This window comes from Paraburkholderia sp. SIMBA_054, assembly GCF_046534875.1.
GTDB lineage: Bacteria > Pseudomonadota > Gammaproteobacteria > Burkholderiales > Burkholderiaceae > Paraburkholderia > Paraburkholderia hospita.
In genome coordinates, this window is record NZ_JAWRXV010000036.1 from 74,196 (window position 1) to 98,795 (window position 24,600).

22 protein-coding genes are annotated in these 24,600 nt (G+C 62.9%); 17 read left to right on the forward strand and 5 right to left on the reverse strand.

The genetic code is table 11. The annotated features are described in order from the left end of the window. Positions 1–44 precede the first annotated feature (44 nt). From SB822_RS34730 to SB822_RS34740, 3 genes are all read right to left on the reverse strand, one after another. Positions 45–3,677, reverse strand: a complete 3,633-nt coding sequence (locus SB822_RS34730; RefSeq protein ID WP_410856718.1) for a hydantoinase B/oxoprolinase family protein — start codon at positions 3,675–3,677, stop codon at positions 45–47. Positions 3,678–3,748: 71 nt separating this feature from the next. Next, the gene (locus SB822_RS34735; RefSeq protein ID WP_079494180.1) at positions 3,749–5,047 is read right to left on the reverse strand and encodes an MFS transporter; all 1,299 of its coding nucleotides are present in this window, start codon (positions 5,045–5,047) and stop codon (positions 3,749–3,751) included. A 166-nt stretch (positions 5,048–5,213) separates the two neighbouring features. Continuing rightward, on the reverse strand, positions 5,214–6,029 hold the full coding sequence (locus tag SB822_RS34740) for a putative hydro-lyase (RefSeq protein WP_410856719.1): 816 nt from the start codon (positions 6,027–6,029) through the stop codon (positions 5,214–5,216). A gap of 149 nt (positions 6,030–6,178) precedes the next feature. Here SB822_RS34740 and SB822_RS34745 point away from each other — a divergent pair, with 149 nt between their 5' ends. The 10 genes from SB822_RS34745 (at position 6,179) to SB822_RS34790 (ending at position 15,680) form a co-directional block, all read left to right on the forward strand. After that, a complete protein-coding gene (locus SB822_RS34745) occupies positions 6,179–7,111 on the forward strand; it encodes a LysR family transcriptional regulator (RefSeq protein WP_007577479.1) in 933 nt (310 codons plus the stop codon). Positions 7,112–7,327: 216 nt separating this feature from the next. Next, positions 7,328–8,572 carry an urea ABC transporter substrate-binding protein gene (locus SB822_RS34750; protein WP_007740409.1) on the forward strand — a complete coding sequence of 415 codons (1,245 nt, stop codon included), beginning with the start codon at positions 7,328–7,330 and terminating at the stop codon, positions 8,570–8,572. A gap of 61 nt (positions 8,573–8,633) precedes the next feature. Beyond that, positions 8,634–9,515 carry an ABC transporter permease subunit gene (locus SB822_RS34755; RefSeq protein WP_007740410.1) on the forward strand — a complete coding sequence of 294 codons (882 nt, stop codon included), beginning with the start codon at positions 8,634–8,636 and terminating at the stop codon, positions 9,513–9,515. After that, on the forward strand, positions 9,512–10,606 hold the full coding sequence (locus tag SB822_RS34760) for an ABC transporter permease subunit (RefSeq protein WP_410856720.1): 1,095 nt from the start codon (positions 9,512–9,514) through the stop codon (positions 10,604–10,606). Before SB822_RS34755 ends, SB822_RS34760 begins: the two co-directional genes overlap by 4 nt. Continuing rightward, a complete protein-coding gene (locus SB822_RS34765) occupies positions 10,603–11,313 on the forward strand; it encodes an ABC transporter ATP-binding protein (protein ID WP_007577474.1) in 711 nt (236 codons plus the stop codon). The genes SB822_RS34760 and SB822_RS34765 overlap by 4 nt, the downstream gene beginning before the upstream one ends. Next, positions 11,310–12,017 carry an ABC transporter ATP-binding protein gene (locus SB822_RS34770; protein WP_007577473.1) on the forward strand — a complete coding sequence of 236 codons (708 nt, stop codon included), beginning with the start codon at positions 11,310–11,312 and terminating at the stop codon, positions 12,015–12,017. The genes SB822_RS34765 and SB822_RS34770 overlap by 4 nt, the downstream gene beginning before the upstream one ends. 13 nt (positions 12,018–12,030) lie before the next feature. Next, positions 12,031–13,017 carry an acetamidase/formamidase family protein gene (locus SB822_RS34775; RefSeq protein WP_079494165.1) on the forward strand — a complete coding sequence of 329 codons (987 nt, stop codon included), beginning with the start codon at positions 12,031–12,033 and terminating at the stop codon, positions 13,015–13,017. Between the two features lie 58 nt (positions 13,018–13,075). After that, positions 13,076–14,230 carry a transporter substrate-binding domain-containing protein gene (locus SB822_RS34780; protein WP_007577470.1) on the forward strand — a complete coding sequence of 385 codons (1,155 nt, stop codon included), beginning with the start codon at positions 13,076–13,078 and terminating at the stop codon, positions 14,228–14,230. Position 14,231: 1 nt separating this feature from the next. Continuing rightward, positions 14,232–14,882 (forward strand): ANTAR domain-containing response regulator, encoded by a 651-nt coding sequence (locus tag SB822_RS34785; RefSeq protein WP_179142860.1) that lies wholly within the window; start codon positions 14,232–14,234, stop codon positions 14,880–14,882. A gap of 33 nt (positions 14,883–14,915) precedes the next feature. Continuing rightward, complete coding sequence (locus SB822_RS34790) at positions 14,916–15,680, forward strand: SDR family NAD(P)-dependent oxidoreductase (RefSeq protein ID WP_410856721.1); 765 nt, start codon at positions 14,916–14,918, stop codon at positions 15,678–15,680. Positions 15,681–15,695: 15 nt separating this feature from the next. Here SB822_RS34790 and SB822_RS34795 read toward each other — a convergent pair whose 3' ends face one another. Beyond that, positions 15,696–16,130 (reverse strand): MarR family winged helix-turn-helix transcriptional regulator, encoded by a 435-nt coding sequence (locus SB822_RS34795; protein WP_007740423.1) that lies wholly within the window; start codon positions 16,128–16,130, stop codon positions 15,696–15,698. 160 nt (positions 16,131–16,290) lie between these two features. On the opposite strand from SB822_RS34795, the gene SB822_RS34800 reads away from it, so the two are divergent. The 7 genes from SB822_RS34800 (at position 16,291) to SB822_RS34830 (ending at position 23,821) form a co-directional block, all read left to right on the forward strand. Next, a complete protein-coding gene (locus tag SB822_RS34800) occupies positions 16,291–17,379 on the forward strand; it encodes a substrate-binding domain-containing protein (protein WP_410856722.1) in 1,089 nt (362 codons plus the stop codon). Positions 17,380–17,582: 203 nt separating this feature from the next. Further along, the gene (locus SB822_RS34805; protein WP_410856723.1) at positions 17,583–19,100 is read left to right on the forward strand and encodes an amidase; all 1,518 of its coding nucleotides are present in this window, start codon (positions 17,583–17,585) and stop codon (positions 19,098–19,100) included. 40 nt (positions 19,101–19,140) lie between these two features. Then, positions 19,141–20,367, forward strand: a complete 1,227-nt coding sequence (locus tag SB822_RS34810) for an ABC transporter substrate-binding protein (protein WP_007740427.1) — start codon at positions 19,141–19,143, stop codon at positions 20,365–20,367. 34 nt (positions 20,368–20,401) lie between these two features. Then, a complete protein-coding gene (locus SB822_RS34815; protein ID WP_086914850.1) occupies positions 20,402–21,268 on the forward strand; it encodes a branched-chain amino acid ABC transporter permease in 867 nt (288 codons plus the stop codon). Next, a complete protein-coding gene (locus tag SB822_RS34820; protein WP_086914849.1) occupies positions 21,268–22,389 on the forward strand; it encodes a branched-chain amino acid ABC transporter permease in 1,122 nt (373 codons plus the stop codon). The genes SB822_RS34815 and SB822_RS34820 overlap by 1 nt, the downstream gene beginning before the upstream one ends. Beyond that, positions 22,386–23,105: an ATP-binding cassette domain-containing protein gene (locus tag SB822_RS34825; RefSeq protein WP_410856724.1), complete on the forward strand. Its 720-nt coding sequence runs from the start codon at positions 22,386–22,388 to the stop codon at positions 23,103–23,105. Before SB822_RS34820 ends, SB822_RS34825 begins: the two co-directional genes overlap by 4 nt. 11 nt (positions 23,106–23,116) lie before the next feature. Then, positions 23,117–23,821 carry an ATP-binding cassette domain-containing protein gene (locus SB822_RS34830; protein WP_410856725.1) on the forward strand — a complete coding sequence of 235 codons (705 nt, stop codon included), beginning with the start codon at positions 23,117–23,119 and terminating at the stop codon, positions 23,819–23,821. Here the strand turns inward: SB822_RS34830 and SB822_RS34835 are convergent. Then, entirely contained in the window at positions 23,818–24,564 is a 747-nt protein-coding gene (locus SB822_RS34835) for a GntR family transcriptional regulator (RefSeq protein WP_007740435.1), read from the reverse strand. The two genes, SB822_RS34830 and SB822_RS34835, sit on opposite strands and share 4 nt — an antisense overlap. Between the last annotated feature and the right edge of the window lie 36 nt (positions 24,565–24,600).

The following is a 24,600-nucleotide window of genomic DNA, read 5'->3' on the forward strand; positions in this document are numbered from 1 at the left end:
ACGTACCGCGAGCCGCGCTGCGCAACGGCTCGCCGCAACCCGCGTCAAGTCTGCCCGAAACCACCGCCGCCAGGCGTCTCGACAACAAACACATCACCCGCAGCCATCTCGACACTGGCGATATGGCCCAGCGCGACGATCTCGCCATCCGCTCGTTCGACGCGATTGCTGCCTTGTCTTCCCGCACCTCCGCCCGCCGCGCCGAATGGCGCGTGAATGCGGTTGTTCGACAGAATCGAGGCCGTCATCGGCGCGAGAAAACGGATGCGCCGGATCGCGCCATTGCCGCCTCTCCAGTGTCCCGCACCGCCCGACCCGGTGCGGATCAGATGCGATTCGAGCCGCACGGGATAACGCCATTCGAGCACTTCAGGATCGGTCAGGCGCGAGTTGGTCATATGCGTCTGCACGGCGTCGACGCCATTGAAACCGTCTCCCGCGCCACTGCCGCCCGCGATCGTCTCGTAGTACTGGTAGCGCGCATCGCCGAACGTGAAGTTGTTCATCGTGCCCTGGCTCGACGCCACGACACCGAGTGCGCCATACAGCGCGTTCGTGATCGCAGATGAAGTCTCGACGTTGCCCGACACGACGGCAGCGGGATAGACGGGATTGAGCATCGAACCCTCCGGGACGATCACGGAAAGCGGCTTCAGGCAACCGGCGTTGAGCGGAATATCGTCGCCCACCAGCGTGCGGAACACGTAGAGCACGGCCGCCATGCAGACTGCCTTCGGTGCGTTGAAGTTGTTCGGCAGTTGCGCGGACGTGCCCGTGAAATCGACCGTTGCGCTGCGCGTGGAAGTATCGACATGGATCTTAACGTCGATCACCGCGCCGTTATCGAGCGCATACCGATATGCGCCGTCCTTGAGCGCGCCGATCACGCGACGCACCGCTTCTTCCGCGTTGTCCTGCACGTGCTGCATGAAAGCGAGCACCACGTCGCGACCGAATTGCGCGACCATGCGGCGCAGTTCGTCCACGCCTTTCTGGTTGGCAGCGACCTGCGCGCGCAGGTCGGCCATGTTTTGCACGATGTTGCGCGCGGGATAGCGGCCGGACGCCAGCAGCGCGCGCGTTTCGGTATCGCGCAACACACCGGCTGAAACGAGCTGCCAGTTGTCGATCAGCACGCCTTCTTCTTCGATATGCGTCGAAGCGGCCGGCATCGAGCCTGGTGTAATACCGCCGATATCCGCGTGATGACCACGCGAACCAACATAGAAGAGCGGCGCCTCGCTGCCGTCAGCGAACACGGGCGTGATGACTGTCACATCGGGAAGATGCGTGCCGCCGTGATACGGATCGTTGAGCATGAACACATCGCCGTCGCGCATCGTGCCGCGATTGCGTTCGATGACGGTTCGGATGCTTTCGCCCATTGAGCCCAAATGCACGGGCATGTGCGGCGCGTTCGCAATCAGGTTGCCGGCCGCGTCGAAGATCGCGCACGAGAAGTCGAGCCGTTCCTTGATGTTGACCGAGTAGGCCGTGTTCTGCAGGCGAAGCCCCATCTGCTCGGCCACCGACATGAACAGGTTGTTGAAGATTTCGAGCCGCACCGGGTCGGCTTGCGTGCCGATCGAGCGGCGCGTCGGCAGCGCGAGCACGCGCGTCATCACGATGTTGCCGTCGCCCGTAAGCGCCGCCTGCCAGCCAGGTTCGACCACGGTCGTGCCGTTCTTCTCCGCGATGATGGCCGGGCCGTCGAGCTTGTCGCCCGCCATCAGCGTGTCGCGCGAATAGAGCGACGCGTCGTGCCAGCGGCCGCCCGAATACAGGCGAACCATCGCGGCAGCCGTGGGCGCGTCGCCGGCAGGGCGAACGGCGATGCTGCCTGTCACCGGCTGGGCATCCGAATGACCGATTGCTTCAACGGACGCGAGTTCCACTACAAGCGGCGTATCCGCCATGAGGAACGCGTAGCGCTGACGATAGGCGGCTTCGAACGCCTCGCGCATCGACTGCACGCTGCCTGCGTTGACTGCGAGCGCCGAATCGGTGCCCTGATAGCGCAGGTGCACGCGCCGCACCGTCGAAATGCGCGCGGCGTCGACGCCTTGATCGAGCAGCACGCCGGTTGCTTCATCGGCGAGCGTATCGAGTGCCGCGTCGACGGATGGAAGCGCCGTGTCGTCGAGCACGATTTCGAGCGCGCGCTCGCGCATCGCTGTCTGATCGGCGAGACCCATGCCGAACGCCGACAGCACGCCCGCCAGAGGATGCGCGAACACGCTCGTCATGCCGAGCGCGTCGGCCACGCCGCACGCATGCTGGCCGCCTGCGCCGCCGAACGTCGTGAGCACGTATTGCGACACGTCGTGGCCACGCTGCACCGAAATTTTCTTGATCGCGTTCGCCATGCTGCCGATCGCAATCTCCAGATAGCCTTCTGCGATCTCTTCCGGCGTGCGGCGTTGGCCCGTCGCTGTGCAGATTTCGTCGGCGAGTGCGCGAAAGCGTGTGGCGACCGCTTCGCGGTCGAGCGGCTCATTGGCGTGCGGGCCGAACACACGCGGGAAATAGTCGGGCTGAATCTTGCCGAGCATGACGTTGCAGTCTGTCACCGTCAGCGGGCCGCCGCGCCGGTAAGCGGCCGGTCCGGGATTCGCGCCCGCCGAAGCGGGACCGACACGCAGACGCGCGCCGTCGAAGCCGAGTATCGAGCCGCCGCCTGCCGCTACTGTGTGAATGCTCATCATCGGCGCACGCATGCGTACGCCCGCCACCTGTGTTTCGAACACGCGCTCGAACTCGCCGTTGAAGTGCGACACGTCAGTGGACGTGCCGCCCATATCGAAGCCGATGACGTGCTCGAAGCCCGCCGCCTGCGCCGCGCGCACCATGCCGACGATGCCGCCTGCCGGGCCGGACAGAATCGCGTCCTTGCCCTGGAACAGGTCTGCACGCGTGAGGCCGCCGCTGCTCTGCATGAACTGCAGATTCACGCCCGGCATTTCGCTCGCCACCTGATCGACGTAACGGCGCAGGATAGGCGACAGATAGGCGTCGACGACTGTCGTGTCACCGCGCGACACCATCTTCATCAGCGGCGATACCTCATGCGAAACCGAGACCTGCGTAAAGCCGATGCGCCGCGCCAGTGCCGCGACTTCGCGCTCATGCGTGGTGTGCCGATAGCCGTGAACGAGGACGATGGCGAGCGCGCGGATGCCTGCATCGAAGACCTCGCGCAAGGCTGCTTCCGTGGCAGGAAGATCGAGCGGTACGACAAGGTCGCCTTGTGCGCTCACACGTTCGTCGATTTCGATCACGCGCTGATAGAGTGCTTCGGGCAGCGCGATGTCGAGGTCGAACAGGCGCGGACGGTTCTGGTACGCGATCCGCAGCACGTCGCGAAAGCCGCGCGTGGTCACGAGCGCGACGGGTTCGCCCTTGCGTTCGAGCAAGGCATTGGTTGCGACGGTCGTCCCCATCTTGACCATCTCGACATCGCGTGGCGTGATCGCTTCGCCGGCGCGCAAACCGAGCAGATGACGGATGCCCGCAACGGCTGCGTCGCGGTAGTGCTCGGGGTTTTCGGAAAGCAGCTTGTGTGTGGTCAGCGAGCCATCCGGCCGACGCGCAACGATATCGGTGAAGGTGCCGCCGCGGTCGATCCAGAATTGCCAGCGGGACGGCGTGCATGCTTCGGGTACGTGATCTTGGTTCATGGGGCGATGAAAGATAAGGGCGGAATGCGGAGACGGGTGATCGAATGAGCACGCAATCGGGCGTGCCGGGTTCATGCGGATTCGAGTTCGCGTCCGCGTGTTTCGGGCAATGTGAGGGCGGCGATAATCAGCACGCCGTAGGCGGCCACCGCAAAAATGCCGATGCTGGTGCCAAGGCCGAACTCTTTCGACAGCGAGCCAATCAGCACGGGAAACAGCGCGCCGATCGCGCGGCCGACGTTGTAGCAGAAGCCCTGTCCCGAACCGCGCACGCGGGTGGGGAAGAGTTCAGTGAGAAACGCGCCCATGCCCGAGAAGATGCCGGAGGCGAAGAAGCCAAGCGGAAAGCCGAGCCAGAGCATCGACGTGTTCGTGAGCGGCAGCGACGTGTAGGCGAACGCGATGGCCATCGAGCCGACGGCGAACAGAATGAAATTGGGCTTGCGGCCAATGCGGTCCGTCAGCCACGCGCTCGACAGGTAGCCGATATACGAGCCAACGATGATCATCGCCAGATAGCCGCCCGTGCCCATCACCGTGAGATGGCGTTCCGTCTTGAGGAACGTGGGCAGCCACGTGGTGATCGCGTAATAGCCGCCTTGCGCGCCCGTCGTGAGCAGCGCGGCGCGCAGCGTCGTGGACAGCAGCTTCGGCGCGAAGATCTCAGTGAAGCGCGGTGTGTCGTTGGTGTCGCGCCGGATCGCCTTCGCCTGCTCGAACACTTCGGGTTCCTTCACATAGCGGCGGATCACCAGCACGAGAGCGGCGGGCACAAGACCGATCAGGAACAGCGCGCGCCACGCGATTTCCGGCGCCATCGTCGAAAAGAGCACGGCGTAGAGCAGGGCGGCCAACCCCCAGCCGAGCGCCCAGCCGGACTGCACGAGGCCCACGGCCTTGCCGCGGTCGCGTGCGCGAATCACCTCGCCGATCAGCACGGCACCCGCAGTCCATTCGCCGCCGAAGCCGAAACCCATCAGTGCGCGCGCGGCGAGCAACTGGCCATAGTTCTGCGCGAGTCCGCATAGACCGGTGAAGACGGCGAACCACAGCACGGTGAGCTGCAACGTGCGCACGCGGCCGATGCGGTCCGACAAGATGCCCGCGATCCAGCCTCCCAACGCCGACGAAAGCAGCGTCAGCGTGCCGATGAATCCCGCATCCGCGAGCGTGATGCCCCACGTCGCGACGAGCGTCGGGATCACGAACGAGAGCATCTGCGTGTCCATGCCGTCGAGCATGTAGCCGACCTTGCAGCTCCAGAACGCACGACGTGCGCGCGGACCAGCTTCTGCATACCATGAAAGCCGGCTGGCGCCGGCCGCTTCGCTGGGCTCGTCAGCGATTGCCGTGAGTGTCTTGCTGTCCATCTGTTGCTCCTGTCGATCGACGCGTGTGGGACGCTGGGGGCACGTGCGGCGCCGTCCGCACGCCTGAAAATGATTCAAAGGAATGAGCCAGCCCCTCTGGTCGGCGCGGCCAGATCTCGTTCAACGAATGGGATGCCCAGCGATGCGGCGCAACGCGCCGCGTTTGTCAGAACACGGCTAGCGACGCGTTCGTGATATCCGTCATCAGCATGTGGCCAGGTGCATGGGCGATTGCGAGAGGCAGCTTTGCCGCCATCAACGCGGTCTGCGGGGTCACGCCGCACGCCCAGTAGACGGGCAGTTCACCCGCACGGATCGTCACCGCGTCGCCGAAGTCGGGACGCGCGAGATCGGCGATGCCAAGCTCCGCAGGGTCGCCGATATGGACGGGTGCGCCGTGCACGCCAGGAAAGCGGCTCGTGATCTGCACGGCGCGAATCGCGTCGGCGCCGCGCATCGGGCGCATCGACACCACGAGTTCGCCGCCGAACACGCCCGCGCGCCGGTTGGGAATATGCGTGCGGTACATCGGCACGTTGCGTCCCTCTTCGACGTGGCGCAGCCCAATGCCTTCGAGCGCGAGCATGTGCTCGAACGAAAACGAGCAGCCAATCGCGAACACGACGAAATCGTCCTGCCAGAGCGCTTCGATCGAGTCGACGCCCTCGCTCAGTGTGCCGTCGCGATAGACGTTGTAGGCGGGGACGTCGGTGCGGATGTCGATGTCGCGGCCAAGCACAGGCACGCGGAAGTCGCCCGGTTCGCCGACGCCCAGCAGCGGGCACGGTTTCGGATTTGCATGGCAGAAGCGCAGGAAATCATGCGCGTGCGCGGCGGACAGTATCGCGAGATTGGCCTGCGCGTACTCGCCGCAATGTCCGGCTGTCGGGCCGCGGAAGTCGCCGTGACGAACGGCCTGGCGGAATTCGGATGGAGTCATGGTCGGGCGGGCTTCTGAATGTTTTCGGTTGGCGGCGCGCATCACATCTCGAATTGCGTACCGTCAGGCAAAGCATAGAAAAGAAGAAAATTTGACGCCAACTAGTTTTCTTTGCTGTCCACGAATAGAATTTCTTAACGAATCCGCGGGTTTTCCCGAGTCACGTCGCTTTTTTTGAAGCGCTTCGCGCCATGAACACTCGCTTTCTCGAAACATTCGTCACGCTCGCGAAGTTGCGCAGCTTTCGCACGACGGCAACGGCGCTGCATGCCACGCCCGCTGCGATTTCCCAGCGTCTGAAGGCGCTCGAAGATGAATTGCAGACCGTGCTGGTCGATCGCGACAGCCGCGAATTCCGCCTGACGCCGAACGGCGACTACCTGCTTGGCTACGCGAAAGCCGTGGTCGAAGCGACGCGCCAGCTGCAGGCGGCCGCTTCCAATGAAGGCGCGATGCGCGGCAAGCTGCGGCTGGGCGTGATCGAAACGGTCGTGCACAGCTGGCTCGCCGACTACATGCGCATGCTCGCCACCGACTATCCACAACTCGAGGTGGATCTCGCGGTGGACGTGAGCGTGGTGCTGCAGCGCCGCCTGATGGCGGGAGAACTCGATCTGATCATTCGCGTGGAGGGCAGCGATGAGGAATCGGTCGTGTGCGACGCGCTCGCCAATTACCCCGTTCACTGGATCGCGCGCGCGGGTCTGTTGCCGTTGTCTCGCAGCGGGCTCGCAAAGCGCGTGTTGCGGCATCCCATCCTGACGTTCGGTCGCGGAACCGCGCCGCATCGCGCGCTCGAAGACATCGTCAGCAAGCTTGCGCTCGCGAATGGCGTGCCGCTCGCCGACACCCGCATCACGGGTTCGCCATCGATCTCGGTGATCGTGCAGCTGGTGCGCGACGGCTTTGGCGTCGCAGCCATTCCGCGCCTTTTTGTCGACGAGCTGATCGCGCGCGGCGAAGTGGTTGAGTTGCCTTTGCAACCGTCGCCGCCTTCGATCGTGGTGTCGATGTCGCGCCGCTCGGACGCGCCGTTGTTCGTGCACGGCGCGGCGAACGCTGCACGCACCGCATGTCACGCGTACTGCGAGCATGGCGACGCGCGGCTGATCGAGCGCTTGTAAAGCCGGGTTCAACGAGCGCGCGGACGGCAGAAGGATTTTTGATCAGCGTTGACAACAGAAAATTCGGCGCTTTAGACTGCATCCATTCCTCGCGGCCCGACAAAGATGTCCGCCCGAGGATCCGGCACAGAAGCCCCCTGACGAACCGTGTGTTCGTCAGGGGGCTTTTTTTTGTTCGCATTTTGGGGAGTTCGAGCCCATTTCTGGAGAATCCGCATGTTGCTTAAGCCGTCCGGCTGGATGCGTCTGGCCTTCATTGCAGGACTTGCAGTCACTTCGCTTGTCGCGAATGTCACGGATGCCGCCGAACCCGTGAAAATCGGCCTGCTCGAAGACGCGTCGGGCAACTTCGCGCTCGCGACCATCCCGAAGATTCACGCCACGCAGCTTGCCGTCGACGAAATCAACGCGAAGGGCGGCATCCTGGGCCGCCCGATCCAGCTCATCGCGTACGACACGCAATCGGATAACACCAAGTTCCAGGAACTCGCGCGGCGCCTGGTTCAGACCGACAAGCCGGACGTGATCTTCGGCGCGTTCTCCAGCGCTTCGCGTGAAGCGATTCGTCCCATCATGGATCGCGCGCATCAACTCTACTGGTACGACAACCAATACGAGGGCGGTGTGTGCGACACCAATACCTTCGTGACGGGCGCCGTGCCGGAGCAGCAGTTCTCGACGCTGATTCCGTGGATGATGCAGAAGTTCGGCAAGAAGGTGTACACGATCGCCGCCGACTACAACTTCGGGCAGATTTCCGCCGAATGGGTGCGCAACATCGTGAAGGAGAACGGCGGCACGATGGTGGGCGAGGAATTCATCCCGCTGTCGGTATCGCAATTCGGTCAGACGATCCAGAACATCCAGAAGGCCAAGCCCGATTTTGTCGTGACCTTGCTGGTCGGCGCGAATCAGGCGTCGTACTACGAGCAGCAGGCCTCGGCACATTTGAATCTGCCAATGGCGAGTTCGGTGAACGTCGGTCAGGCGTATGAGCACAAGCGCTTCAAACCGCCTGCATTGAAGGACATGTACGTGACCGCGAACTACGTCGAGGAAGTCGACACGCCCGCCAGCAACGACTTCAAGAAGCGTTTCCACGCGAAGTTCCCGAATGAGCCGTACATCAATCAGGAAGCTGCCAACGCCTACGACGCCATCTACCTCTACAAGGCGGCCGCCGAAAAGGCGAAGTCCACCAATCAGGATGCCGTGCGCAAGGCGTTGGAGAGCGGCGGCATCTGCACGGAAGGCGCACAGGGCAAGGTCTGCATCGACCCGAAGAGCCATCACGCGAGCCATACGATCTTTCTCGTGCATGTGAAGGACGACCATTCCGTCGATATCCCGAAGGTCTGGGACGACGTGCAGCCGTACTGGCTCGGCAAGGTGGGATGCGATCTGCCGAACAAGCCGGATCATCGTCAGTACACGCCGTCGAATCTGCCGAAGAAGTCGTGACCCGAACGGGCGCGCGCGGATGGTTCGAAGGGCGCGCCCGTTCTCTGAAAGTGGAGCAATCATGGCCACCTTGTCGGTGCTCTATTCGCTGATCTATCAGTTCGGCGACAGCTTTGCGTATCTGGTGCTGGCCGCGCTCGGGCTTGCGGTGATCTTCGGCATGATGGGCGTCATCAATCTCGCGCATGGCGAGTTCATCATGTGCGGTGCGTATGTCACCATCATCACGGCCAAGCATGGCGTACCGCTGCCGCTTGCGATGCTGCTCGGCGCGCTGGCGGCAGCCATTGCGGGCGTCGTGATCGAGCGGCTCGTGATTCGTCATCTTTATGACCGCCTGTTCGATTCCGTCGTGGCGACGTGGGCCATCAGCCTGATCGTGCAGCAGACCATGCTGCTCGTCGCCGGTCCGTCGCTCGAAGGTATCGGCACGCCGTTCGGCGCGTTCTCGCTCGGTGAGTATTCGTTCTCGACGTATCGCGCGGTGCTGCCGTTGATCGCGCTTTGCATTCTGTTCGCGCTTTATCTACTGTTCTTCAAGACCAACTACGGCGTCTGTGCGCGCGCGACGATTCAGAATGCCAACATTGCGCAATGCCTTGGTTTGCGGACGGATCGTCTCTACACGCTGACGTTCGCGCTTGGCGCGGGTCTCGCCGGACTCACGGGCGCACTCTATGCGCCGACCATGACGGCAGTGCCGACGATGGGCAGCAACTTCATCGTGCAGGCGTTCGTGTCAGTGGTCGTCGGGGGCGCGAATGTGATTGCTGGAACGACGCCGGCGGCGGGCGTGCTGGCGATCATCCAGACGGCGCTCACCGCGTCCTACGGCCAGCTGTTCGGGCAGATCGGCCTGCTCGTGACGGTCATCGTTGTAATCCGGTTGATGCCGCAAGGGCTCGGCAATCTGTTCATGCGCTTGCGCCGGGAGGAGACGTGAAGCAATCGGTGAAGCAATCGCAACTGGCTTCGTCAGGCCCGGCACCGCGCGCGCTGCGCTACCTGCCTTGGATTGTGGCGCTGTGTCTGCCGCTCGTCGTGGACGCGAACACGAGCGGCAATCTCGCCTACTGTTTACTGTGGGCATTCAGCGCGGTCGGGCTCGCCGCGATGTGGGGCTATGGCGGCATCCTGTCGTTCGGGCAGACCGCGTTCTTCGGCCTGGCTGGCTATAGCTACGGCATCTTCACGCTGAACTTCGGCGACACGTGGTTCGATTCGTGGCTCGGCCTCGGCGCGGGCATTGTGGTGAGCGTCGTCGTGGCGGCATTGATCGGCTACATGATTTTCTTCGGGCGCATCAAGGGTGTGTTCATCGGCATCGTGACGTTATCTGTGACGCTCGTGCTCGAAACCTTCATGGCACAGACGGCGGGGCCGCAATGGGCGATCGGCGAGGCACGCCTGAACGGCTACAACGGCATGGGCGGCATGCCACCGCTGACGATACCGTGGCCGGGCGGCCCGCTCACGCTGGAGAACACGAGCTTCTACTACCTGGTGCTGATCCTGCTGATCGCCGTCTACGCGTTCATGCGCAAGCTGCTCGACGGCCCCTTCGGTCTCACGCTGATCGCGATCCGCGAGAATCCGCAGCGTGCGGAAATGCTGGGCGTCGATATCCGCCTTCATCAGTTGCTGGTCTTCGTGCTCGGCGGCACACTGGGCGGAGTGTCGGGTGCGCTGTACACGATCTGGGGCTCGTACATCACGCCGTCGACGATGGGTCTCACGGCCGCGGCGATGCCCGTGATCTGGGTCGCCACTTCAGGCAGGAAGAGCATCGGCGGCGCGATCGTCGGCACCGCATTGCTCGTGTGGCTTTCGCAGAATCTCGCGGTGTATGGCAGCCAGTACGCGCTGATCCTGATGGGCGCGATCCTGCTCGTGGTCGTGCTGGCTGCGCCCGAAGGCTTGCTGCCGTTCGTGGCAAGGCAGTTGCGGCGCTTCGAGCGTGAGCGCGGCGTTGGTAGCGGTCGCAACCGTCCGTGTTTCGACGAACCGCTCAAGCAAGAGGAGGGCAAATCGTGACCGTGCTGCTCGAAACACGCGCGCTCAAGAAGCACTTCGGCGGCGTGCAGGTGATCAACGGTATCGACTTTCAGATCGACGCGGGCGAGATTCGCTGCGTGATCGGACCGAACGGCGCAGGTAAGAGCACGTTCTTCAAGCTCATCACGGGCGAGCATCGGCCTTCGGAAGGCAGCGTGCATTTTCTCGGGCAGGACATGAGCCACGTGCTGCCGCATGAGCGCATCCGCATGGGGATGAGCATCAAGTTTCAGATACCCGGCGTCTTTCCGGATCTAAGCGTGCGGCAGCATCTGCAACTCTCGCTGCATCGCGCGAAGGACGACCGGCCTGGACGGATCGACGAACTCTTGCAGCGCTTCTTGCTGGAACAGGAAGAGCATGTGCTTGCGCGCAATCTGTCGCATGGCAAGAAGCAGTGGCTCGAAATCGCGATGGCCGTGTCGCTGCGGCCGAAGCTGCTGTTTCTCGACGAGCCCGTCGCGGGCATGTCGATCGAGGAAACACATGCAACGGGTGAACTCATCAAACGGCTTTCCGCATCCGGCCTGACGATGATGGTGGTCGAGCACGACATGACCTTCGTCAAACAGATCGCGACGCGCGTGACGGTGCTGCACGGCGGAAGACTGCTCGCCGATGGCCCGCTCGAAGAGATCCTCGCGCGCGACGATGTCGCGGAGGTGTATCTGGGGAAAAAATCATGAGCGCGCTTCTCGAAGTCGCGGACGTGGCAGCGGGCTATGGCGGCGGGCGCGTGCTTAATGGCGTGTCGTTCGGCATCGGGCGCGGCGAAGTGCTGGCGCTGATCGGACGCAATGGCGTCGGCAAGACCACGCTGATGCGCACGCTCATCGGTCTCGTCAAGCTCGATGCGGGTCACATTGTTCTGGACGGTGCGCCCATCGGTCATGAAAAGCCCTATGTGCGCGCACGCAAAGGCATCGGCTACGTGCCGCAGGGTCGCGAGATCTTCGGCGCGCTGACCGTCGCGGAGAACCTTCAGGTCGGCGCGCAGGCGAACCGCGACAAGGCGGCGCTGATGCGGGAGAAAGTGGTCGGCTATTTCCCTGTTCTCAAGACACGCTATCGGCAGAAGGCGGGCACGATGAGCGGCGGGGAACAGCAGCAGCTCGCCATCGCACGGGCGCTCGTCAGTTCGCCGCAGGTGCTGCTGCTCGACGAGCCATCGGAAGGCATCCAGCCTTCCATTGTCGATCTGATCGGCGAGACGCTGCTGACGATCGCGCGTGAGACGGGCATCGGCGTGGTGCTGGTCGAGCAGGATATGGGCATGGTCGAGCGCATCGCGACGCGTTGCTGCGTGATGGACAAAGGCCGCATCGTGGACACGTTGAGCCCGGCGCAACTCGGGGATGAGCAACTGATACGCCAGTATCTGGCACTGTGACGGAGAGCAGAACATGAAATGGCTAGAAGAATCGATCATGATGAAGCGCGGCGTCGGCGCCGATCGCGAACCGGTGGAACATCATTTGACCGAGGAACTGCAGAAGACTTTCCACTACACCATTGGGCCGTATTCGGAGCCCGTGCTGCACGTGAAGCCCGGCGATCGCGTGGTGGTGGACACGCGCGACGCGTTCGAAGGCAAGATCAAGAACGAAACGGATAAGCCCTCGGAGGTACTGAAGGTGCCGTTCCTCAATCCGCAGAACGGTCCCATCATGATCGAGGGCGCGGAAAAGGGCGATGTGGTCGCGGTGTACATCGAAAAGATGACGCCGCGCGGCGACGACCCGCACGGCTTTTGCTGCATGATCCCAAACTTCGGCGGACTGACGGGCACCGACTACACGGCGCTGCTCAACGAGCCTCTGCCGGAGGTGGTGCGCAAGATCAAGATCGACGAGGAGAACGTGTACTGGAGCAAGCGCAACACGCTGCCGTACAAGCCGCATATCGGCACGCTGAGCCTGTCGCCCGAGCTCGATTCGATCAATTCGCTCACGCCCGATTCGCACGGCGGTAATATGGACGTTCCCGACATGGGGCCGGGCAGCATCACCTATCTGCCCGTGCGCTCTCCCGGCGGGCGGCTCTTTATCGGCGACGCGCACGCTTGTCAGGGCGATGGCGAAGTATGCGGCACAGCCGTCGAGTATCAGAGCACGACCACGGTACGGGTCGATCTCATCAAAAAATGGAAGATCGACTGGCCCCGGCTCGAAAACGAGGACGCGCTGATGAGCATCGGCAGCGCACGGCCGCTCGAAGACGCGACACGTATTGCGTATCGCGAACTCGTGCTGTGGATGGCCGCGGAGTACGGCTTCGACAAATGGGACGCGTATATGATGCTGAGCCAGGTCGGCAAAGTGCGGCTCGGCAATTTTGTCGATCCAAAATATACGGTCGGCGCGATGGTCGCCAAGCACTACCTCAAGTAAAACGATCTGCCGTGCGGGCATGGTCCCGCACGCAATCATATGGAGAGCATGTCACGAAATGGCATTGTCCGATCCCATCAGAGTTGGTCTGCTTTGCTCCACGAGCGGCTCGACGGCGCTTCTGGAGCAGTCGCAATGGCGTGGCGCGTGCCTCGCGATGGACGAGATCAACGCGCGCGGCGGCATCGAAGGACGCGAACTCGTAGCGATCCACTACGATCCGGGCTCGGACCCCGCCGTGTTTCGCGAACTTGCCGAGCGCCTGATCGTGCAGGACGGCGTCAACGTGATCTTCGGCGGATACACGTCCACGAGCCGCAAGGCGATGCTGCCCGTCGTCGAGAAGCACAACCGGCTTCTGATCTATTCGCAGCAGTACGAGGGCTTCGAATACTCGGACAACATCATCTACAGCGGTGCGTCGCCGAATCAGAATGGCGTGCAACTCGCCGATTTCATGACCCAGACGTTCGGTGCGCGCGTCTACTTCGTCGGGTCGCGCTACGTCTATCCGTACGAATGCAACCGGACCATGCAGGAGCTGCTGCTTCAGCATCCCGAAGGCGCCATACTCGGCGAGCGCTATCTACCCCTCGAAGCGGACCGCGAGCAGTTCGCGCAGGTCGTCGCGGATATCGCGCGCAAGTCGCCCGACTGGATCTTCTGCACGGTGATCGGTGCGACCGTGCCGTATCTCTACGAGGCCTACGCGCACGCGGGTTTCGATCCCGCGCAGATGCCGATCGGCAGCCTCAACACGTCCGAGACCGAAATTCATGCGATGGAACGCGGCATCGCCGCGGGACATTTCACGGCGGCGCCGTATTTTCAGAGCGTCGATACCGCCGAGAATCATCGCGCCGTACGGCAACACCAGGCGCGCTTCGGTGTCGATACGCCGACCGACATGAACTGGGAAGCCGCTTACTATCAGATGCATATGTTCGCCGAAGCCTGCACGCGCGCCGGTTCGGACGAAATCGGCAAGATCATGCCGCATCTGCTCGGCTCCGAATTCGCGGCGCCGCAAGGCAGGGTGCGCATCGATCCCGTCAATCATCACATGGCGCTGTATCCGCGTATCGGCCGCGCGAATGCGGACGGCCAGTTCACCGTGCTGCGCGAATCGAAGTTCGCCGTCGGCCCCGACCCGTACATGACGCGCCAGACGCTCGGGGACTGGGTCACGAAGTTGAGCACACGGGACTACTGACGTGAGCGCGCGCATGGGCAGAGACCAACGCAGCCTCACCAGTTCGATTCTGGAGCGCCATCCGCGCGTGGTCGTGTTCCATCCCGACGATGACGACGGCCAGACGCTCACGAATCACCTCAGGCGCATGGGTTTTCAGGTCGAGCGATGCTGGCCGCCGCTGGAGACGCTGCCCGACAGGACGGATCTGGTGTTCCGTGCGCTGCTGCCCGAGGAGCGCGCGCCGAAGGACGAGTGGTGCGGGCCGGATGCGCCGCCCGTCATCTGCGTGGTCGCGTATGAGAATCCGACCTTTATCGATCAGGCCATCAAGATGGGATCGGACGGCATCGTCACGACGCCGATCCGCGCGTCGGGCCTGCTGTCGACCGTGGTCATGGCGCTCTATCACGCGAGGCGCTCGCGGCAGCACTTGCAACGTATCGCCAGGCTAGAGCAGAAGCTGCTCGACAGCCGGCATCTGCAGGAAGCAAAGGGCATTCTCATGACGATGCATAGCGTCAGCGAGAACGAAGCGTACGACATGCTGCGCGCCCAGGCGATGGAGAAACGTGTGTCGATCGACGACATCTGTCACTCGGTGATCCAGGCGGGCGAGGTGCTGCAGATCAAGCGCGGCATGATGCCCGAGGATGGGCGCGGCGAAGACTGAATTCAACCGTAGGTTCAAAAAGGGGCAACCAGCATGGACTTGCAACTGAAGGGACTGAAGGCAATCGTGACGGGCGGGACCAAGGGCATCGGTCTTGCCATTGCGCGCACGCTCGCGCAGGAAGGCGCCGACGTGGCAATCTGTTCGCGCGACGAGGCAGCCGCGACGGCGACTGCGGGCGCGCTCGCGGAACTGGGCGGCGCACGTGCTTCGGGCGCGGCCGTGGATGTCTCGGACGGTAGCGCGCTAAAGGCGTGGGTCGAGCATGTCGCGAAGGACTGGGGCGGGCTGGATATCGTGGTGGCCAACGTGAGCGCGCTCGCCATCGGCAACGATATCGAATCGTGGCGCAAGGAGTTCGAGACCGACCTGCTCGGCACCGTCAATCTCGTCGACGCGGCCATGCCATGGCTCGAAGCGAGCAAGGCGGCGTCGATCGTCGCGATATCGAGCGTGTCGGGACGCGAGATCGATTTCGCCGCCGGCCCTTACGGCGTGTTCAAGGCAGCACTCGTTCACTACATGCAGGGGCTCGCGAATCAGCTCGCGTCCAAAGGCATTCGCGCGAACACGGTATCGCCCGGCAACGTCTATTTCGAAGGCGGGGTGTGGGACTGGATCGAGCATAACGATGCAGCGCTATTCGAGCGCGCGCTCGCGTTGAATCCGACCGGGCGGATGGCGAGACCGCAGGAGATTGCGAATGCTGTCGCTTTCATCGCGAGCCCGGCGGCGAGCTTCGTCAGCGGCACCAACTTTGTGGTCGATGGCGCGCTCACACGCGGCGTGCAGCTCTGAAGCGGGCGGGACGCGTCACCGTGGTCCCGACTCCTCGATAAACCGTTCGAGCAGACGCTTCAACTGCTTTGCGTTGCGAGGGCCGAGCGCTTCTTCGATGGCGGCATGATGCGCGTCCACGCCCGGTTGCAGGCGGCCGAGCAGCTTGATGCCCCGGTCCGTGATGAAGATCAGAACCTTGCGGCTGTCGTAGTCGTCCGCTGACCGCTGCACCAGGCCGCGGCTCACGAGCTTGTCGACGTTCTTGGTCAGCGCGGGAAGGTTGAGCAGGACCTGGGCGGCGAGTTCGCTCATCGAGTGGCCCGTCTCGTCGGATACGGCATGCAGGATGCGCCAGTGCTCTTCGTTCACGCCTTCTTCGGCGGTCAGCTGGGCGAGACTGAGCTTCATCTGCCGATGCGCGGATGCGATGAGCCAGGCAAGGTATGAGGAGAGGTCTGTGTCCGGCATGGTAGATGCTTTGTGAATGACGAATAGCTGAATCTTACGCAAATAAACTTTCTGCGGAAAGTATCGGTGCAAGTGTCCTCTGGCACGTGCGCGCGATGGTGCGCGCACGCCATTCGTTGGTGCATCCCGAATCGTTCGAACTCGCCGCGTCGACCGTTTGATGAAGCCGCGTTCCCGTGCTTGCCGCTCAGGGCAGGAGATGACCATCGCGTTGTGCGTGCCGCTAGGCGGCGCGGCCGGGCTTTGGGGGCCTTGCGCGCTCGCCTCGGCTCAACTCGCCGTGGACGAACTGAATGCGTCGTCGGGCATCACGGGCCGCCCATGCCGGCTTTTGACGATCAATGCGGGCGACGACGCGCGCGAACTCGACGCCGCCTTGACCGACCTCGTCGGCGACGGTGCAATCGATGCGCTCGTCGGCATGCACACGAGCGCGGTGCGCCTCGATCTGCTCAAAGCCGTGGGCGGACAGATACCGTTCGTCTATACGCCGCTCTATGAAGGCGGCGAGCGCACGCCCGGCGTTTTCGCAATTGGCGAAACCACGCGGCGGCAGCTCCAGCCGGCCATTCACTGGATCAGCACGCAGCGTCGCCCGAAGCGCTGGTTCTTCGTCGGCAACGACTATGTATGGCCTCACGCGACGCATCGGCTCGCTCGACGTTACGTGCTCGATGCGGGCGCCGAGGTGGTCGGCGACATGTATCTGCCGTTCGGCGGAGGCGACTATGGCGAGGTGCTCGATGCGATCCGCAAGCGGCGCGCGGATGCCGTGCTGCTGTCGCTGATCGGTCAGGACACCATCGACTTCAATCGTGCGTTCGGCGAGGCAGGGCTCGCAACGCATATCGTGCGGCTTTCGTGCGCGCTCGGCGAAAACGAACTGCTCGGAATTGGAGCGCGCAACACCGCTGAGCTATATGTGGCCTCGGGTTATTTCGCTTCATTGCGCACCGATGCGAACCTCGCATTCAAGGAGCGGTACCAGGGGCGATACGGCGCGCGTGCACCGACGCTCGACACCTTCGGTCAATCCACCTACGAAGGCATTCATTTTCTGGCCGCGCTGTTCGACGACGCGCGGCGCAGACGTCTGTCCGAGCAGGCGGGGCTCGCGCAACTCGGCATCGCGCCGCTTTCCTATCGAAGCGCCCGCGATTCAGCCTATGCAGGTGGACGAGTGAACCACGTGCCCATCTATCTGGCGCGGGCCGAGGGCCATCATTTCGAGGTGCTTTCGCCGCTATAAGCGATGCGTGTTTCGTGCCGCATCAGGCTTCGTCCAATTTAGTTTCCATGGAAAATAAATTGTTGACTCGGAAAATATGTGTCCATACCATGGCTCGCAGATCGGGACACATACAGGTCGATTCGTCCCGTTCATTACGACACGCCTGCCTGAAGGCACAACCAGGCGGCAGTCCGTCACGAATCCGTTCGAGTGAGGAAGCCATGGCAGTTAAACGTCCCACGCCCGCCCAGCTTGACGAAGTCGCCATCAGTCTCGGCATCCATCTGTCCGAGGCACAGCTCGCTTCGTATCACACGTTGTTGCAGCCGAATTTCGACGCATACGATGTCATCGACGCGATGCCCGATTACGTCCCGCGCGTCACTTACCCGCGCACGCCGGGTTATCGTCCTTCAGGCGAAGAGAACCGCTATGGCGCCTGGTACGTGAAGAGCGAAGTGAAGGGTGCGCCCACGGGCAAGCTCGCGGGCAAGACCGTCGCACTGAAGGACAACGTATGCCTCGCGGGGGTGCCGATGATGAACGGCGCCTCGACTCTCGAAGGTTATGTGCCCGATGTCGATGCAACCATCGTGACGCGTCTGCTCGATGCGGGCGCGACGATTGTCGGCAAGGCCACCTGTGAGTACTTCTGCTTCTCTGGCGGCTCGCATACGAGCGCGCCGGCGCCCGTGCACAATCCGCGAAAGATGGGCTATTCGGCGGGCGGCTCGTCGTCGGGAAGCGCGGCGCTCGTGGCCGCGGGCGAAGTCGATCTCGCTATCGGCGGCGATCAGGGCGGCTCCATCCGCATGCCTGCGTCGTATTGCGGGATTTACGGCATGAAGCCCACACATGGGCTGGTTCCTTATACGGGCGTCATGCCGATCGAGCTGACGATCGACCACACGGGACCGATGACAGCCAACGTGACGGATAACGCGTTGATGCTCGAAGTGCTGGCCGGCCCCGATGGTCTCGATCCGCGCCAGTACGCAGGGCAGACCGCAAAGCCCTATTCGGACCTGATGAAGGAAGGTGTGCGCGGACTGAAAATCGGCGTCGTGAAAGAGGGTTTCGGATGGCCGCAATCGCTCACGGAATCGGATGCCAAGGTGCGTGCCGCCGCCGATCATTTTGCGGAACTGGGCGCGAAGGTCAGCGAGGTCTCGATTCCGATGCATCGCGTGGGCCCGTCGATATGGCTGCCGATCGCCGCCGAAGGCGCCACGCAGCAGATGATGAAGGACAACGGTCACGGCTTCAACTGGAAGGGCCTTTACGTCACGGGCATGATCGACTATCACGCCGGCTGGCACGAGCGAGCGGACGAACTGTCGGAAACGCTGAAGATCACGATGGTGCTCGGCGAGTACTTTATTCGCCACTATCGCGGGCATTTCTATGCGAAGGCGCAGAACCTGTCGCGTCAGCTCACGGCCGCATACGACGCCGCGTTCGCCGACTACGATCTGCTCCTCATGCCGACGCTCCCGCTCACGGCGACGCCGCTGCCCAAGCCGGGCGCAAGCGTCGAGGAAGTCGTCACGCGCGCTTTCGAAATGTTGCCGAACACATGCCCGTTCGATTGCACGGGGCATCCCGCGATGAGCGTGCCGTGCGGCACGGTCGACGGCCTGCCCGTGGGCATGATGCTGATCGGCAAGCATTGGGACGAAGCGACCATTTATCGCGGCGCATACGCATTCGAACAGTCGATCGACTGGATGAAAGTTTGATCTTTGTGATCCTTCTCGCGTCTCTTTCCGGAACCCCTCTATGGACCGACGTGCGTTTCTGAAATCGTCTGCGGCATCGGTAGCCGCTGGAATGGCGGGCTCGTTTCCCTTCATCGCCGAAGCGGCCGACGAGATTCTTGTCGGCGGCATCACGGACCTGTCGGGCGGCCTCGATATCTACGGCAAGCCGATGGCGGACTGCCTCACCATTGCCGTCGAGGAGTGGAATGCGCAGGGCGGCCTGCTCGGCAAGCAGATCAAGCTGCTGAATTACGATCCGCAGTCGAGCATGCAGCTCTATACGCAGTTCGCACAGCAATCGGCGTTGAAGGACAAGGTCGCGGTCGTGCACGGCGGCATCACGTCCGCTTCGCGCGAAGTCATGCGACCCGTGCTGGACCGTTACCGCACGCTCTATTTCTACAACACGCAGTACGAAGGCGGCGTGTGCGACCGCAACACGTTCTGCACGGGCGTGACGCCGGGCCAGACCGTCGCCAAGCTGATTCCCTACGCGATGAAGCAGTGGGGCAAGAAGGTGTATGTCGTTGCGGCCGACTACAACTACGGCCAGATCACCTCGCAATGGGTGAAGAAGTTCGTCCAGGACAACGGCGGATCGGTACAGTCAATCGACTTCTTCCCGCTCGACGTGACCAATTTCGGCTCGACCATCTCGAAGATCGAGTCGGCGAAGCCTGACATGCTCGTGTCGGCGCTTGTCGGCGGCTCGCATATGTCGTTTTACCGGCAATGGGCCGCGGCGGGGCTGCACAAGAAGATTCCGCTGGCGTCGACGACCTTCGCGGGCGGCAACGAGCAGATCGTCCTCTCGCCCGAGGAGTGCGATGGCTTCCTCGTCTCGTACAACTACTTCGAGAACCTCGACAACCCGGTGAACAAGGCGTTCAAGGACCGTTTTCACAAACGTTTCGGCGCGAACTACCCGAACATCACCGAGCTGGCGATGGGCACGTATCAGGGCTTCAACCTCTGGGCACAGGGCGTGAAGAAGGCAGGCACGCTCGATCGCGTGAAGGTGATCGAGGCGCTGGAATCGGGGATCAGCATCGACGCGCCCAGCGGCAAGGTGTCGATCGATCCGGCCACGCATCACTGCGTGCTCAACGTGAGCATCGCGCAGGTGAAGAGTCACAAGCTCGACATCGTTCAGACGTTCCAGAACCAGCCTCCCGTCGACACCAGCGCGGTGTGCAATCTCATCAAGAACCCGCGCGACAACCAGCAATACGTAATCAAGCTTTGAGGCGCACGCCGCGCCTTCATGGAGAGGAGCTACGATGGATCTTGCCGCGATCATTCTGATTCAGGTGCTCTACGCCATTGCGAGTCTCGTCGTGATCTCGTCGGGGCTTGCGGTCATCTTCGGCATGATGAAGGTGATCAATCTCGCGCACGGCGAATTCATGATGCTGGGCGCGTATGCGGCTATCGAGGCGATCCGCTTCGGCGTGAATCTGTGGGTTGCGATTTTCGTCGTCGCGCCGCTTGTGGTCGCGCTGATCGGCGTCATGCTGGAACGGGTCTTCATCCGGCGCCTGTACGGCCGCATGATCGACACGATGCTGGCGACCTGGGGGCTGTCGCTGCTTCTGATCGGCATCGTCACCTCGATTGCGGGCAATACGACGGCGGGCATTTCCGCGCCGCTGGGCAACTTCGCTATCGGCGGATATTCGGTGAGCAGCTATACGCTCGTCATCATCGCGGTTGCCGTGGTGCTCGGCGTCGCGCTGCGGTGGGTGTTGCTGCATACGTCGCTCGGTCTCATCGCGCGCGGCACGATGCAGAATCCGCAGATGGCCGACGCGTTGGGCATCGCTCCCGGCCGCGTGTATTCGGCTACCTTCGCCATCGGCGCAGCGCTGTCGGGACTCGCAGGTGCGTTGCTCGCACCGATGACGGGCGTCGTGCCGACCATGGGTGGCGCGTTTATCGCCAAGGCGTTCATCACGGTGATCGGGGGCGGGCCGGCGATCGTTGCGGGACTGGTCAGCTCGTCGATGCTGTTCGGCGCGATCAATCAGGTCGCTGCGTTCGCGTCGACGCCCGTGCTCGGCGAGGTCGCGCTGCTCGTCGGCGCGATCGTGATGCTGCGGCTTCTGCCGCGCGGCATCACCGGCCGCTTTTTCAAGGGGGCATTGTGATGACGCCAGTCAACGCGAACCGCACGATTCCCGTTGCCGATGCACTCTCGCGTTTCTCACGGTCATGGAAGAGCGCGGCACTCGCGCTGGCCGTCGGCTCGATCATGTTGATCGTGCTGCCGCGTGTGCTCGATGACTTCGCGCTCGTGCAGGCAACCGTCTACGCGGTCATGGCGATACTCGCGATGAGCCTCGGCTTCGTGTGGGGCTTTGGCGGCATACTTTGCTTCGGCCAGTCGGCGTTCTTCGGTCTCGGCGCTTACACGTATGCGATCGCCGTCACCAATATGGGCGACAGCACGGTGCCGTTCATGCTCGCTATCGTGTTGCCTGCGGCCTTTGCGGCGGTGCTCGGCTATCTGATCTTCTATGGGCGGCTTTCGGACGTGTACATGGGCGTGATCACGCTCACTGTCACACTGATTCTCTTCAACCTGGTCAACTCGACGGCCGGACCGGAATGGAAGATCGGCAATGCGGTGCTCGGCGGCTTCAACGGTATTCCCAACATCGCGCCGCTCAATACGCCAGGCAATATCGACGATGTGATCAGTCCGCGCGGACTGTTCGAGCTGTCGCTGGCGGCGCTGCTCGGCGTCTATTTTTTGCTGCGCGTGCTGCTCGCGTTCAAGATGGGGCGGGTAATCGTCGCGAGCAAGGAGAACGAACAGCGTCTGCTGCTGCTCGGCTACGACTCACGCGTCTACAAGCTGTTGACCTTCGTGCTGGGCGCGGCCATCGCCGGGCTGTCAGGCTGCCTCTTCGCGAACTGGGGCGCGTTTACGAGTCCCACGGTGTTCGGCCTCGCGCAATCCGCGCAGATCATCATCTGGGTCATCGTGGGCGGGCTGGGCACGCTTGTCGGACCGGTGATTGGATGCGTGGCGATCCAGTGGCTCACGACGCAGATCGGCACGCAGCAGACCATCAATTCCAACCTCGTGCTCGGCGCCATTCTCGTCGTGTTCGTGCTGATGGTGCCGAAGGGCATCGTGCCGAGTCTTGGCGAGCTTGGCATGAAGCTCTTCGGCGCGGCCCGGCGCACACGCCGTTCAGCGGACGACGCGCGCAACGTCGCGCAGGACGACACACATAGCGCATCGCGCGAGGAAGCCGCATGACGCAGCCGCTGCTGGAAACACGCAAGCTCAATGTCCGATTCGGCGGCGTGCACGCGACTCGTGATGTCGACTTCACGCTCGCCGAGGCGGAGTTGCGCTGTGTGATCGGGCCGAACGGCGCGGGCAAGAGCACGTTCTTCAAGCTGCTCACGGGTCAGGTCAAGCCGACGTCGGGCGAGATCCTGTTTCGCGGCAAGGACATCACCGCGATGCAACCGCATGAGCCGGCGCGTCTCGGCATCGGCATCAAGACGCAGGTGCCGAGCCTCTTCAACGGCCTCTCGGTGTGGGACAACGTGTGGCTGGCGGCACGGCGGGTGAATACGCCCATGCAGACCGATCGCGTGACGCGGGAAGTGCTGGAGCGCGTCGGCCTGCTGTCGCATCGCGACGCGATCACCGGCTTGCTGGCCCATGGCGAGCGCCAGTGGGTCGAACTGGCTGTCGTGATCGCCGCAGACCCGCCGCTGATTCTGCTCGACGAACCCGCAGCGGGCATGACCGACGCGGAAGTGGCGCGCACCGCAGACCTGATACTCGAGATCAACCGGCGCCATGCCCTCGTCGTGGTGGAACACGACATGAGCTTCATCCGGCGCATTGCAAAGAAGGTCACGGTGTTGCATCAAGGCGCGATCATTCGCGAGGACACGCCCGAGCGCATCATGAGCGATCCGTTCATCCAGCAAATCTATCTGGGCAAGAAGCCGCATTGACGGGAGGCGCGATGCTTGAAGCAAACGGCTTGTGTGCGGGCTATGGCGCCATTCCCGTGCTTTACGGCGTGGCGCTATCCGTCAAGAGCGGCGAAGCCGTCGGCATTCTCGGGCACAACGGCATGGGCAAGACGACTTTGCTGCGCACGCTGATCGGCGCGCTGCCCGCGACGGCGGGCACCATCCGCTTCAATCACGACGATGTGACCGCGCTTGCGCCGCACGCGCGTGCGAAACGAGGCATGGCGTATGTCCCTCAGGGGCGCGAGATTTTCCCGACGCTGTCCGCCTACGACAACTTGCGGCTCGGCCTCGTGAAGACAGGACGTAAGCCCGAAGCGGCGATCGACGCGCTACTCGAGGATTTTCCGCGTCTTCGGCCTCTGCTGGACCGGGCCGGCGGGGCGCTCTCGGGTGGCGAACAGCAACTGCTCGCATTGGCGCGCGCGCTGGCGGGCGAGCCGTCGATGTTGCTGCTCGATGAACCCACGGAAGGCATCCAGCCTTCGATCATCGAGGAAATCGCTGAGACGCTCGTGTCGTTGCGCGAAAAGCGCGGCCTGACGATCGTGCTCGTCGAGCAGAACCTCGACTTTATCGCCGCCGTATCGCAACGGGTGCTGGTGATCCGGCGCGGACGTATCGGCGATGAAATTCCGCGCGAGCATCTGACCGACCTCGACAAGGTCAGCGAGTACACAGGGGTGCACGCCTAGGCGCTCTTCAATACATCGAGCGCGGCTGCACACGCGCCTTGTAATTGCTCGCGCATCAGATCCTGAACGTCCGCCGTGCGGTTGACGATCGCATCGCGAATTCGCACCGCCTGCTCGAACGATGCGCGCATCCGTCCGCCGCGTGACATCGCGATACGCCGCAAGCGGCGCACAGGGCCGATCAGTGCGGCATGGTTCTGTTGCAGCGTGCGGTTGTCGGCGATCGTCATTACGATCGTATAGAAGCGATCCAGTGCGTCGACATAGCTCGCTGGGTCGTCTGCCTCGACGCTAGCCTGCATCGCGCTGATCACGTCGTCCAGTTGTGCCGCGCCGAGCGCCGTGATGCGCTCCGATGCAAGCTGCACCGCGAGACATTCGAGCGCGGCGCGCACCGTGTAGATCTCTTCGACATCGCGCAGCGACACCGCGCGCACATAGGCGCCCACACGCGGCAGGATCGTCACCAGCCCTTCGCGCTCCAGTTGCGCGAACGCTTCGCGCATCGGCGTGCGGCTGACGTTCAGCTGTTTCGCGACCTGCACTTCGGACAGCCGGCTGCCCGGCGCAAGCACCCCCTCGACGATCGCCTCGCGCAACGCGGGCACGACTACGCCGTCGCTCAATGAATCCCCGGTGGTATCCAGCGTGCGCAGCCTTGCGTGATACCGCGTGGCGATCGACTCCAGAGTAGGCGCATGGCGCGCAGGCGCTTTTTTAGATGCAGTTTTTGCGGTAGGCATTGACACCTCGAAATTCTGTGAATACGCTGTATACAG